Here is a 13127-nt window from a genome sequence, read left to right as displayed (position 1 = left end):
ATGCACACATTATTATTAGTTGATGATCATCAGATCATCAGAGATGGGATAAGATTTTATTTTGATAACGATGAAAAGTTTGAGATCAAAGACGAAGCTGAAAATGGCTTGCAGGCTCTTGAGCTTCTCAAGGATAATGAATATGATATCATTTTAACAGATATCAATATGCCAGAAATGGATGGTGTAGAATTCATGAAAAGCCTCAAAGAAAACTATCCAGATCAAAAAGTACTTGTGCTGTCCATGTTTAATGAGGCAGGTTATATAAACAAAATGATTGCTCTAGGAGCCAACGGTTATGTCTTGAAGAAATCAGACAAGAATGAATTAGTAGAAGCCATTGAAAAAGTACTTGCAGGCAAAGATCATTATTCCGCAGAAGTATATAAGACGATCATTGGTAACATCGCTGGAAGAAAACCTAAACAACGGCTTACACTTGAAGCAGAACTATCTGATCGGGAGAAGGAAGTCTTGGTGATGATTACTAATGAACATACAAATCAGGAAATTGCGGATAAGCTTTTCATAAGTATACGAACCGTGGAGACTCATAAACGAAACTTACTTGAAAAAACCGGATGTAAAAATGTAGCAGGACTGGTGATGTATGCGGTAGAAAGGAACTTTGTTTGAAGCTTTTAAAATTCGGCCGTAAGAACATTTATTACTTACTGCTAGGCGTATTAACACTAATACTGCTTTTTAGTCAGGTATATCTGCAGGAGACACTTATCGAAAGTAGAAACGACGCGACTGTTGTTAATATCTCGGGAAAGCAGCGAATGCATAGCCAAATGATTGCTAAGCTGTCTCTTCAATTAAGATATGAAGAAGATCCTGTCAGATTTGAGGAGTACAAAAAAGAACTAGCAGAAGCACATGATTCCTGGAAACAAGCTCATCATTACCTTAAGAAACATGAGGATGTTTTGGACCATGAACCTATACAAAAACTCTTCATTGAATTAGATCCTCTTTTCGAAGAAATAGATATAGCATCGGAGCGACTACTAGCACTGAGATTCTCTCAATCGGGAGATTCAATAGCAATGTATGCGAATAAAGTAAGGGATAATGAGAAATCTTTTTTAGTCCTAATGGACAGCATCACGAACTTATTCGAGGATTTATCAGTCGCCAGGATTAGTAAAATGTCGATAGTAGAGTTTTCCCTACTAGCTATCACGTTATTGATTATAATAACTGAGATTATTCTGATTTTTAGACCCCTCATAAAACAAGGTGATCGAACTAAAGCTGATTTCCTTAACCTTAACAAGGTGATAAACAGCTTAAATAACTACGCTATCTTTTTCATGGACCTTGAGGGTAACGTGCAGACTTGGTCTGATAGCGCCACAAACTTGAAAGGCTATCTTTCTGAGGAAGTAGAAGGTAGTAATCATCGTACTTTTTACCCTACAGAAGTTCAAATCCAAAAAACTCCAGAACAATTACTGCTAGATGCAAGAAATAACCAAGTAGCTAAATACGAAGGATGGGTTCTAAAAAAAGATGGTTCACGATTTTGGGCCAGTAAGACTATAATGACGATCAATGATGCTGCCGGGAAGATCATTGGTTATGGAAATATTACGCATGACTTGACCGATTTTAAGAAAGCAGAAGAAGTAAGAGTTATTGAAATGAAGAATAAGGAAATGGAGCAGTTCACCTACATAGCTTCTCATGATTTACAAGAACCATTAAGAACCATATCCAACTATGTTCAGGTCATAGAAGAGGACCATGCTCATGAGTTGAATCAAACTATATTTTCATACCTATCTTCTATGAAACGAGCTACCAGAAGGATGTCTAATTTGATAAAGGGTCTGCTGGATCACTCTAGATTAGGAAAGAGTTCAGAGCTCGAATACATTGATACGAATGACTTGATGAGTGAACTTATGGTGGATTTGAAGGGCATAGTTGAAGAAAATAATGCTCATTTAAAAATTGAAAACCTACCAAAAATCAATGGGTATCAAGTTGAATTAAATCAGCTATTCCAAAACTTAGTTATCAATGCTATTAAGTTTAAAAAACCCGATGAAGAACCTCAAATTTTTGTGAATTGCGAACTGATTGAAAATTCATGGAGATTTTCTGTTTCAGATAATGGAATAGGAATTAAACAAAAATATTTTGATCGTATATTCAAAATTTTCCAAAGAGTGCAAACATCCAGCAAGTATGAGGGTTATGGTATTGGCCTTGCACATTGCAAAAAAATAGTACAGCTACACGAGGGAGAAATATGGGTTAAATCCAAAGAAGGAGTAGGTAGTACTTTTTATTTTACACTACCAAGTAACTTAATATGACTAATTCAATCACTATCATGCTCATAGATGACAATGAGGATGATAATTTTTTTCACAGTAGGGTTATTAAAAAAACATTAGATAACCCTGAGATAATTGTTTTTGAAGATGCTGAAAAAGCACTAGCCTATTTTGAGGAAATTAAGGATACTAAAAATGTAAATCCAGATTTGATATTGCTTGATATCAATATGCCAGGAATGAATGGTTGGGAATTTTTAGAGGCGTACAAACGACTTGACCCATCCATTCAACTAGCAAGTATTGTGGTAATGTTGACCACAAGCGAAAATCCGGATGATTTTGAAAGAGCCAAAGAGCATAACATAACTACTGATTTTAAAATCAAGCCACTCACCACCGAAATGGTAGAAGAGATGATTAAAAATCATCTATAAACGATTTTATTTCTCTATACGGGCTCCCTCTTTTTGGAGTTTTGCTTCTAGAACTTTCAAAGCATCACCGTAATGGTAATATGGAATGCCTGAATATAAGTGATGGATCAGGTGCATATTCTGACTCACTAAAATGGTATTCAAACCAGGTTTCAGAATGATTCGAGTATCCAGATAACGTTGTTGTACATCATGCGGATGATGGGGAAGCCAATCAAATGCAAATGCAAGAAATCCAAGAGCTAAATATCCAGGGACAACATAGATAAGTAAGGGAAATGTCCATCCGAAGGTTATTCCTGACCAGATGATGATTACATTAATAAACAGAATTGTGGTTGTACTAACTATATACTCTTTCCTGGTTTTGACGTTTGTCCACAACTTCTTTTGATCCTTTCTGAAATGATTATAGTAAGCAAAATAAGTAGTCATGCACTTCAAGAGCATCATAATGGGATTACGAGAAGCTACCCAATAGTCAGGGTCTTTTTCGGGATGATTAGTATGCCCGTGGTGCATAATGTGTAGATATCTAAACATCGGAAAAGGAGCCATTAGCGATAATCCGGAAACCCACCCAATGAGATTTTCTAGCCACTTCAGTTTTCGTTTTTTGCCCTTAATGTTTTGATGAGAAGCCTCATGTAGCGGTGTAAATAGTAAGTAGGCGCATACCGTATTGATTATGCAGGTTACCCAAAGTGGGATAAAGCCCTGGAAGCCTAGCAAAGACGAAGTGATATAGATTATCAGACTGAATAGAAAAAGGTAAATGGTACGATAGGCAATCTTACCTGTAAAAGGCATCAGCTTCGTTGCTAAAACTGTTTCTGAAAATTCATCTTGTTTGGTTTCAACCATGCAATTTCTAATGGCACTTTAAATCTAAACATTACTTAGTCTAATTTGATCAATTTCCCAAGTATTGGATTCAATGTCCGCAGCTTCGTACAAAATTTCATGCCAACTAGATAGAATTCTCTTGCATTCAGACTTCTTCTGACAATGGTGAAATCAGTACGTATTGGATAGTCCGATCATAAAAAAACCGATCCTATGAAGAGGATCGGCTAATTATTAACTACCAAAATAATTATCGATTCATTTCATTTACGATGTAAACGTATTGAATGGATTCTTCATTTTAGTTACTATCTAATTGTGTAGTGAAAATCCACTTTTCATCCGTACAATCACTGAAATCTTTACTTTCACACTTTTGCCTTGTTCCTTTAACCTTAATCTGATTATTTGCCAATAGCTGAGCACTTAAACCATAATCATTCAACTCTTGTCCGAAAGTTTCGCTCCAAACTTTCTTACCTTGTTTATCAGTCTTGATGATTAGTACATCATAATTCCCTTCACCATCGGAACTGGTAGATCCAACAATCAGATATCCTCCATCCTGAGTTAGTTCAATGCTACTAACCCTATCATAGCTTTTACCACCAAAGATTTGTGACCACTCTTCATTGTCATTCGAGTAGTTCTTTGTCAACAATATTTGATCCTTTTCTCTTTCACTAGAAATAGTGCTTACCTGAATATATCCTCCATCTTCTGTGTATTTTAACTGATCAGACAGCTTACTATCTGTTTTCCTAAACCGAATGTTTTTAGCCCTACTGAAACTCATAAGTAATGTCGAAACCTTATTTACTTCATCGTATGTTGTTCTGAACTTGTAATCCGAAAACATAAACCGATCTTTTTGAATGATCTGCAAAGCACCGCTTTGTCCAGTTTGTTTGTCAGAAATGATGATGTTGAAATCTTTGTCTTTTGAAAGATCAAAAGTTAGATCGAGTTCCTCATTGTAATAAGTGCCAGTTAGACTATGAATGTAATTTTTAGATGGAATGAATGAATCTAACTTTTTGTAGATTCTAGGTTCCTTGTCTTGCTGAAGTATGGTAAACGCGGATTCAGAGAATCCTATCTTCACACTTTCATTCGCATTCCATAGGTAAAGGCTTCCTTGCTTGAATTCCAGCGGTATCGGATTATTATTATCTAATTGCCAGTATAAAGATTCAGCATCTTTAGTTATCCTTATCACATTTCCTTTCGGGCTTAAGTACTCTCCAGTGATTTCATTAGTTGGTAGGTTTCTGGTGAAAGCTTCTGTGTTGATAGCGAACTCTTTCTTTTCATCCTCAAGTTTAGGCAGTATAATTTCTGATATTTTGTCTGCAATAGCCCCACTCCAAAGTTTTCCATTATTGCTCATTATTACAATAGACGTTTCATCATCTATATAGCGGACTATTTGGGAATGATAGGCCCCAGTGCTTCCTGAATGATGAACTGCTTTCCTTCCTATACGATCTTCCAGCTCAAGCCCAAATCCGTAAGTAACAATTTCGGCATTCGTGATTGATTGTTGACTTAGGTATAAAAGTTCATTTTTGGTTGTAGCATTCTGCATGGCTTTTTCATAAGTCAATTGATCTTGTAGTGTGGTGAATAGAAATCCATCTCCATATAAGTTGGTCATCATAGGGTATTCTTTCCAGACACCATCTCCCCAGTCAGCATAGGGGCTAGCTTTATGGGGTATGACATTCATATAATCTTTCAAAAAGAATGTTTGATTCATTCCTAATTCTTCAAAAAGTTGTTTGGTGTACTCATGGAATGGTTGTCCTGATGCAACTTCAACTATCTTGGCTAGTATGGTATAATTAGAATTGCTATAGAGGTAAGTACTTCCAGGATTAAACCCTAAATCTTCTTGCTTTGTGAGCATTTCTATGACCGCTTGATTGTCTAGTCCTTCTTCTCTCCACCATGGCTTCTGCTGAATGCTTAAGAGATCATAAAAATCACGAATTCCACTTGTGTGATTTAGTAGATGTCTGATGCGAATAATTTCCTCTACATCAGGATATAACTGTGAAATGTACTCTCGAGTATCATCCTCAAGGTCAAGTTTTTCATCTAATGATAACTTCAGTATGCTTAAAGCTGTAAACTGTTTTGCAACAGAAGCTATATTGAACGTTGATTTTAAGTTAACCTTGACTTGGTGTTCGAGATTCGACAGACCCAGATAATTTTCATAAACGACATCTCCATTTTTGATTATGCCTGCGGCAATTCCAGGAGCCTTATCATTAACGAGTTCTTCAAGGTAAGAATCGATCTCAGTGATTTGAGAATGATTAAGTTGGCCATTTACCAATAGGCTAGCAATCATTAAGATTGACGAGAAGAGCTTTTTCATTTTGATTTTTTATATCAAATCTGGATCGAAAAAGTATATCCAGCGCGTCAAATAATGATTTGACACCTATTCTTTTTGACTTTCAATATGAGAAATGAATTGATTTGGAGTTAGTCCTGTACTTTTCTTAAATACTCTATTGAAAGTACTTTTAGAATTAAACCCACAGTCCAGAGCGAGACTTAGGAGAGTGAATTGTTTATGTTCACCATTTTGGAGTTTCACTTTTAAGGTCTTCAATCTAAAATCGTTGATAAAGTCATTGAAGTTCATTTTGAATCCCTGATTGATTACCTGAGAAACTAACCTGGTATTGGTGCCAAGAGAATTGGCCACATCTCTGAGTGTTAGGTTTGAATTTTGATAAGCTCTTTCCTCTTCAATAAACACCCGTATTTTTTCTTTCCAGGAGGTAATTTCATGAGCTGAAATAGTTAATTTTTCCTCAGTTCTATCTGGACTTATCAATCGCCAGCCCGGTTCAAAAAGAATAGATGATTGAATGGCATTCTTGTAGCCTGATAGTGCGATGTAGTAAAAAACGCATGCAAAGAAGAAATAATACCACCACTTGATACCGAAATCACCCCAATTAGGTAAAAATATCAAGAAAAGAATTCGAATGGTAAGTATGACTAACAGGGCAATGAGGAATTTCTTAAGCCACCCAAATTTGATATTTTCAGCATAACTGACCTGATTGACGATTTCTTTACGATATTGTGAGTAGAGTTTGATTCCAAAGACTGTGTAGGTAATAATACATGCAAGTCCACTAATTTGATACCAGGGGGATAAATCTTTGTCCCGACCATCTGCGTAGAAATAAAATTCATCTAAAATGAGAAAATCGGTTACAAATACGATCAAACTATAGAGTAGGTAGAGAGCAGCCGGAATGAAATGTAAAAAGTCTTCCCTTTTTAATCCCTTGGTATCAGGGTCAAGCAAGCTTTTAATATAGAATAGGATAACAGGACCGATGAGAAAGAATTGTTGGAAAGGGACGAAGAATAGAAATTCTCGATAGCCATCCATAGCATACCAATCTAAGTGCCCCAACATCCATGGAGCTACATAAAGACAACTCAAAAAAATCAGTAAACTTAACCATTTGCTAGAAACATCGCGGTGCTTCACAGAGTGAATTAATAGCGAGGTAGAGAATATAATTCCCTGAACGAAGAAGAAGGCAAGAAGAGCCGATTTGTAGTAAAAACCTAAAAGCATTATTCAAAAAAAGGAAGATAGTATGATTACATGATGTTAACCTATGTTCATGCATTAATGTTATCCGTCAATTTCGACATGCTAATCGAAATACATTTGTCCAAATAAGATAAATAGGTAAATTGCTTCACAAGCAGACTACCTATGTTGCGCCGAGAATACATTCTTAATTACCTCGCCATCATTCTGATGGGTTTAATTACCCTTTCAGAAGTAAGCTTATTGCTATCTGATGAGCAAGCGGAGGAGACTAAGGAAGAACGAGAACTCAAGGAAGAATTAAAAGAAAAAGAAGAATTAAAAGAAAATCTTCTGCTTTCTGGAAGCTGGGGAGATTCCACATCCACTTCGGTAGCTCTTAATTTCTATTCGCACGTACAAAACCAGTATTCAGTAAAGGCTCCTCGAAAGTCTCTTTCTGGTGTATCTCTTTTCATTGCTTTTTGCTGTCTTAAAATCCCATTCTGTTAGTTCACAAGCTTTTTAGAAGCTGATTCTTTTCTGTATTGCTCTCGCCTTTGCGACAGAGTCAATACCATATGTCCTATTTACTTATTAAGAAATTAACAGAACAATCATGAATGATCGATTGAAGAATATATTTATGCATCTGAGAAGAGATGCACTTGCAGGTACAGTAACGGGTATAATGGCCGTACCACTCACCATTGGTATTTGTTTAATGTCTGATTACCCAGTTATGACTGGGCTCTACACAGTGATTTTCGCTGGAGTAGTAAGCTTTGTTACCTACCTATTTCGACCTGGAAACTATACTGGAATGCCGGGAGTGGCCGCCGGTTTAGCTCCAGCATTAGCACTTGGAGTAAGTTCATTTGGTATGGAAAACATGCCATTTGTAATTATGCTTACAGCATTGTTTCAAGCATTGGTTTGGAGTTTTAAATGGGAAAGGTATATTCTACGAGTTGTGCCGCATTACTTGGTGGAAGGATTGCTAGCGGGCGTAGGATTGAAAATAGCCTTAAAGTTTGTTCCATTCCTCTATGATATAGAACATGAAACTGGAACTTGGCTCAATTGGGAGCGTGAGATGGTAATTGCCTTAAGTATTGTCTCATTTGCACTTTTTGTGATGCTTTTTAAGTATTACAAAAAACGAATGCCCGCACTACCATACTTTGTAATTATGGTAACCAGTTTTGCACTAAGCTTCTTCTTGCCATTGCCCAGAGTCTCCATAGATTCAATTCCATTTCAAATTCAAATGCCCTTGCCACACCTGGATGGTATGGATCAAAGTCAAACGCTTCTGACTTTATTGAAAATGGTGGGATTTGCTTTAATGCTAGGAAGTATAGATGTAATTGAGCAAGTGATGAGTCATGTAGCCATTGAAAAAATGGACCCAAGAAAAAGGAAAGCGGATACAAATAGTGGACTATTACCCATTTGGATAGCTAACTTTGGAGCAACTTTTTTTGGGGGAATGACGAATTTGGACGGGTTAGCGAAAAGTACGACCAATACAGTTGCTGGTGCTGTGACGAAGCTATCAAACCTCTTTACTTCGATTGTACTCTTACTAGTAGTCCTATTCCCGTCAGTTCTTGAACATTTACCAGAATACGCACTAGGTATCATTATGGTGTATTCAGGTTGGAAAATGATTGCGAATATTACGCATGTTAGATCCGAAGGGAGATATGCTTTAATTATGGCAGCAGCATGCGGATTTCTTGTTTTCGAGCTAGGCATTTTTGAAGGTTTGTTACTTCTACTACTTGTTCATGCAGGAATCCAATATGTATTTATGCGTAGACTTGGAAAGTCCACCTCTGAGATATTAGCACAATTTTCTGGTACATTCAAACCTGAAAGTGATGAAGCATTGGAAAATGCTGACATAATGCAAGAACCTGCGGTTCCTGTGTTAAATAAATGGGCTAACGCGATAAATAGTCATGATCTAGATGCACTAATGGGTCTCTATTCTGATGATGTGATTATGATTCCCGCTTTTTCAACCAAAACCCGGCATACAAAAGAAGATGTAAAGAACTTATATCGTGACCTATTTGTGAAAAATGATGTTCACTTGATTTTAGAGGAGGTATCCACACAAAAAGTAAATGATTTCAAAGTAGATAGCGGACAATACCGATTGGATTGGAAGTCTAAAGGTTTTGAGGAAACTAATAAGCTTAGGTTTTCTTTTGTGATCAAAGACGATAAGATAGTTACTCACCACTCTAGTATACAGCCTGATGATGCTGTTTCTATCTCTCACCCGGAAGCTTATGATGAGAGTGTGATTTCGTAAAAAGTCAGTAATTCCTTCTATATAATATATAAGGAAGGGCTTACATTTCTTTTAAGGTCATTTCTTCAAACGTCCTATATACACTTAAGTGATGGTCTGATATTTTTGACATAATTCTACCAGCACCTCTGATGATTATATTGTCTGAAATGAGGATGATTTTCTCTGTTTGATTTTTGTATTTATTCAGATGAGATATCCATTTATTTTTTGCACTATTATCAAAGCCACCCATACTCTGGCAATCCCAAATGTGAATGAATTTTTTTGTACTATTCAGATCGCAGAAATTTGACCAGACTTGTGTCGCCTCAGTGGACATATCTTCTGTAAACTTATTCCTAAATACAAAGTGTAGAAAACTTTTATCTTTTTTTTCAAACTTCTTCATTTCAATGCTTTTCTCCCTTGAGATTTGTTCAGTCACAGATATTGTCATTTTTCTGGGTTTTTAGTAATGAAATTAAGATTCAGATTGTATTCAATGGTGTAAACATAATTAACTGACAATCTGACTTGATTGAATATTCGGTAAGATACCAATTCTGCGTGTTGAACTGATTGCTTTATTATTTAAGATGTAAGTCTCAAAAATAGACTTTATGAGCTTTAATGATCGGTAATTCCACCCTGATTATATAATCGAAGCGTTTTCTGCAAATGGAATAAGTTTAAAACCTTATCGACTGTATTTTCTTTATCTAATAATGAAATTAAGATTCTTGTGACAGAATAAGGATATGCCAGATTAATCATTAAATTTATTAGACACCAAAAAAGAAAAATGGAATTTACCATCAAAGAGCTGGAAAAATTTGCTCATGGCACTGAAGTCTTTATGGCAATACTCACTATTGAAGGTGTTGTGGTCAAGGCAAATGATAGATGGTTTAAAAGGTTCAAAATTGAGAAAGAGGACTTAGTGGGGAGACCCATTACTAAACTCATACATGATAGTGAAGAACAGAGATTTGTTGAACTAATAGAAATAGCAGTAGAGGAAAGACAAATATGCCATGAAGTAATATCCCTAATAGATCAGGATTTGCAGTCATTCTCGTTTCAGTTCGATTTGACATACCAAGAAGGAGAGATCTATTTGGTGGGATTTGATGTGACTGATCATGCAAAGGAACATCTATCATTGGTAGACATGTCCAAACTTACGAACACAGGAGCATGGTACTATGATCCTATTCGCGATAAAACCTATTGGTCTGAAGAAGTATATAACATCCACGACCTTCCAGTAGGATCAGATGTAAATGCAGGAATGGCCTTAAGCTTTTATACCGGCAAGCATAAAGATGAAATAGACAAGCTAGTCAAAAAGCTTTATGAAAATTTTGAGATGTATGATTACACGGGAGAAATTACAAGTGCGAAAGGAAAAAGTAAATGGATTCGGACGATTGCTAAACCAATGATTCATGAGGGTAAGATTATTTATATATGCGGTGTAACAGCTGATCGTACCCGGCTCCATAATAATCTTGAGAGAATTAAAAAGGAATCTGAGACAAGATTACTTGCTTTAAAAGGAATCAAGTCAGGGTTGTTTGACCATGACCTGCAGAAAGACGTGGTGTTCTACAGTCCAGATTTTAAAGATATGGTGGGCTTGTCTAGAGAAGGTGAATACCTTCCTGAGGCAGAATTTAGAAAAATGATCCACCCAGATGATCGAGATGAGGCATACCAGCGTCATATGGATCAACTGGACAAAGAAGGTAATCATTACTTTAACCATTACAGACTTCAAAACAGGCATGAAGAATATGAGTATTATGAAGTGCATGCCTGGAGGAAAAAGGATAAAGAAGGTATAGCCAGCCGTATGGTGGGCAATCTGATCAATGTAAACGATCGAGTACTTGCAGAGCAAGAAAAGACCAGAACCAAGAATAGCTTAGAAGCTATGGTAGATAATGGTTTTATTTACAGCCTACTTTTGAGTAAAAACGGAACCATACTAATGGCTGATTACCGGTCTATAGAAATTATAGAACATGAATATGGAGTAAATCCGAGGAAAGAGGAGGTGAAGTATGAAAATGTGATGCCAGATGTATTTAAGAAGCCATATAGAGAGGAGTTTGAAAAAGCAATGAAAGGGATGACAATCCGCAAAGAGATAGAACGCCCAGTGCCAGATGGATCTATGCAATGGCTGGATGTCATGTACAGACCTATTAAGAATGAAGATGAGGAGATTACTTATGTCCTAACAAATCTCTCGGATATAACAAAAAGGAAGAGAGCTGAAATGTCTATCAAGGAAGCTAAGAATTATGCCATGTCTCTCAATAGGCTAAAATCTGGTATTCTTTCGAATCTAAGTCATGAGATGCGAACCCCATTAAACGGAATCATGGGGACAACAGAACTCTTAATGGCCACAGATCTGGGCAAGGAAGAGCACGAGCTTTTACAAATGCAGAAAGACAGTGAGAAACGTTTATTAAAAACACTTAATGATCTAATCACTTTGAGTGATTTAGATTCGATGAGGCTTAACATGCGTCTCAAGGAATGCAAACTTAATGACCTTGTTCAAAAGTCATTTGATACCTATCATCATATGGCCAACAAAAAAAGTCTGGGCTATACTTTACAAAAATCTGATCGCGAAGCAGTTGTATTAGTAGATCAAGATATGATAGCTGCTGCTCTCAATGCCGTAATTCATAATGCGATCAAGTATACAAATGGTGGGCAAGTATCTATAGAATGTAATCTTGATGAGCAAGAATGGGCTGAAATCAAAATCAAGGATACAGGTGTAGGTATAGATTCAACAAACTATGAGAGAATCTTCGAGGATTTTGAAAAAGTAAACATTGGTCTCAATTATAAATACGAAGGAGCAGGGATTGGACTTTCAATAGCAAATAAGTTTATTCAACTGATGGGAGGTTCAATTGTCGTTCATAGTGTTGTAAATGAAGGATCACAATTTGAAATAAAATTACCAGCCATTGAGCTGATATCTGAATAATTAAAACCTAGCTGGATGAAAATTTTGACTGTAGAGGATAATGAGATAAATGCCAAGTTGATGGATTACATCCTCAACGACCTGACTTTTGATTTTACAAATACCATTGCCACTAGTGCAAAAGAAGCATTGAACTTCACTTCTCAAGATCGGTTTAATCTAATTCTTATGGATATTAATTTAGGAAGCGGTCAGATGGATGGTTCTGAGGTTATGAGTATCCTAAAAGATAAGGATGACTATCAGGAAGTTCCCATGTATGCAATCACGTGCTATACGCTAGACAAAGATCGGATACGATTTCTTGAGGCTGGCTTTGATCGTTACTTTACAAAACCAATCAATCATTCAGAATTGCTGAGAGCTATCTCGGAAGATCAAGTGAGACAGCTTGGAAGCTGATATACTTTTTTGTCTCTATTGTTCCAATATCATTACGCTATTCAATTAAGCCTTCTCTACTAATTATATCACGTAAAATTCTTTACGTGATATTGCTATACGCAATCTTCGCAATTCAATACGTACTACCACGATAAGTACCTCTCGTACGTTTCTCGGTGATTTTCGGAAATAGTTAGAATCCGAAAATCACTCTCAATTCCGGCTGCACATTTTCGGACTTTTGAATTATCAAACAATTTAAAAACAA

At 36.4% G+C, this 13127-nt stretch carries 11 protein-coding genes; 7 read left to right on the top strand and 4 right to left on the bottom strand.

Annotated elements, in window-relative coordinates:
* From ABJQ32_04760 to ABJQ32_04750, 3 genes are read left to right on the top strand one after another with little or no spacing between them, the layout of a single operon-like run.
* Positions 1 to 639, top strand: a complete 639-nt coding sequence (locus tag ABJQ32_04760) for a response regulator transcription factor (GenBank protein MEP5288936.1) — start codon at positions 1 to 3, stop codon at positions 637 to 639.
* Positions 636 to 2333, top strand: a complete 1698-nt coding sequence (locus ABJQ32_04755; protein MEP5288935.1) for an ATP-binding protein — start codon at positions 636 to 638, stop codon at positions 2331 to 2333. The genes ABJQ32_04760 and ABJQ32_04755 overlap by 4 nt, the downstream gene beginning before the upstream one ends.
* The gene (locus ABJQ32_04750; protein MEP5288934.1) at positions 2330 to 2731 is read left to right on the top strand and encodes a response regulator; all 402 of its coding nucleotides are present in this window, start codon (positions 2330 to 2332) and stop codon (positions 2729 to 2731) included. The genes ABJQ32_04755 and ABJQ32_04750 overlap by 4 nt, the downstream gene beginning before the upstream one ends.
* A gap of 6 nt (positions 2732 to 2737) precedes the next feature.
* Here the strand turns inward: ABJQ32_04750 and ABJQ32_04745 are convergent, their stop codons facing one another.
* The 3 genes from ABJQ32_04745 to ABJQ32_04735 form a co-directional block, all read right to left on the bottom strand.
* The gene (locus tag ABJQ32_04745) at positions 2738 to 3595 is read right to left on the bottom strand and encodes a fatty acid desaturase (GenBank protein MEP5288933.1); all 858 of its coding nucleotides are present in this window, start codon (positions 3593 to 3595) and stop codon (positions 2738 to 2740) included.
* Positions 3596 to 3878: 283 nt separating this feature from the next.
* Complete coding sequence (locus tag ABJQ32_04740; GenBank protein MEP5288932.1) at positions 3879 to 5963, bottom strand: serine hydrolase domain-containing protein; 2085 nt, start codon at positions 5961 to 5963, stop codon at positions 3879 to 3881.
* 66 nt (positions 5964 to 6029) lie between these two features.
* Entirely contained in the window at positions 6030 to 7055 is a 1026-nt protein-coding gene (locus ABJQ32_04735; protein MEP5288931.1) for a helix-turn-helix domain-containing protein, read from the bottom strand.
* Positions 7056 to 7337: 282 nt separating this feature from the next.
* Here ABJQ32_04735 and ABJQ32_04730 point away from each other — a divergent pair, with 282 nt between their 5' ends.
* Both ABJQ32_04730 and ABJQ32_04725 read left to right on the top strand, forming a co-directional pair.
* A complete protein-coding gene (locus tag ABJQ32_04730) occupies positions 7338 to 7664 on the top strand; it encodes a hypothetical protein (GenBank protein ID MEP5288930.1) in 327 nt (108 codons plus the stop codon).
* A 106-nt stretch (positions 7665 to 7770) separates the two neighbouring features.
* On the top strand, positions 7771 to 9477 hold the full coding sequence (locus ABJQ32_04725; protein MEP5288929.1) for a SulP family inorganic anion transporter: 1707 nt from the start codon (positions 7771 to 7773) through the stop codon (positions 9475 to 9477).
* A 40-nt stretch (positions 9478 to 9517) separates the two neighbouring features.
* Here the strand turns inward: ABJQ32_04725 and ABJQ32_04720 are convergent, their stop codons facing one another.
* Positions 9518 to 9916, bottom strand: coding sequence for a hypothetical protein (locus ABJQ32_04720; GenBank protein ID MEP5288928.1), 399 nt, complete (start codon positions 9914 to 9916; stop codon positions 9518 to 9520).
* Positions 9917 to 10261: 345 nt separating this feature from the next.
* On the opposite strand from ABJQ32_04720, the gene ABJQ32_04715 reads away from it, so the two are divergent.
* Positions 10262 to 12475: a PAS domain S-box protein gene (locus ABJQ32_04715; GenBank protein ID MEP5288927.1), complete on the top strand. Its 2214-nt coding sequence runs from the start codon at positions 10262 to 10264 to the stop codon at positions 12473 to 12475.
* Positions 12476 to 12490: 15 nt separating this feature from the next.
* A complete protein-coding gene (locus ABJQ32_04710) occupies positions 12491 to 12877 on the top strand; it encodes a response regulator (GenBank protein ID MEP5288926.1) in 387 nt (128 codons plus the stop codon).
* Positions 12878 to 13127: the final 250 nt, after the last annotated feature.

The sequence above is a fragment of the Marinobacter alexandrii genome (assembly GCA_039984955.1).
Classification (GTDB): Bacteria; Bacteroidota; Bacteroidia; order Cytophagales; family Cyclobacteriaceae; genus Ekhidna.
Note: the sequence above shows the minus strand (reverse complement) of the source record. Positions and strands in the feature narration are given on the sequence as shown.

Excerpts from the sequence above, each read along its gene's own strand:
- ABJQ32_04760 (MEP5288936.1), top strand. The coding sequence starts at position 1 with ATGCACACATTATTATTAGTTGATGATCATCAGATCATCAGAGATGGG.
- ABJQ32_04750 (MEP5288934.1), top strand. The coding sequence starts at position 2,330 with ATGACTAATTCAATCACTATCATGCTCATAGATGACAATGAGGATGAT.
- ABJQ32_04745 (MEP5288933.1), bottom strand. The coding sequence starts at position 3,595 with ATGGTTGAAACCAAACAAGATGAATTTTCAGAAACAGTTTTAGCAACG.
- ABJQ32_04740 (MEP5288932.1), bottom strand. The coding sequence starts at position 5,963 with ATGAAAAAGCTCTTCTCGTCAATCTTAATGATTGCTAGCCTATTGGTA.
- ABJQ32_04730 (MEP5288930.1), top strand. The coding sequence starts at position 7,338 with ATGTTGCGCCGAGAATACATTCTTAATTACCTCGCCATCATTCTGATG.
- ABJQ32_04725 (MEP5288929.1), top strand. The coding sequence starts at position 7,771 with ATGAATGATCGATTGAAGAATATATTTATGCATCTGAGAAGAGATGCA.
- ABJQ32_04720 (MEP5288928.1), bottom strand. The coding sequence starts at position 9,916 with ATGACAATATCTGTGACTGAACAAATCTCAAGGGAGAAAAGCATTGAA.
- ABJQ32_04715 (MEP5288927.1), top strand. The coding sequence starts at position 10,262 with ATGGAATTTACCATCAAAGAGCTGGAAAAATTTGCTCATGGCACTGAA.
- ABJQ32_04710 (MEP5288926.1), top strand. The coding sequence starts at position 12,491 with ATGAAAATTTTGACTGTAGAGGATAATGAGATAAATGCCAAGTTGATG.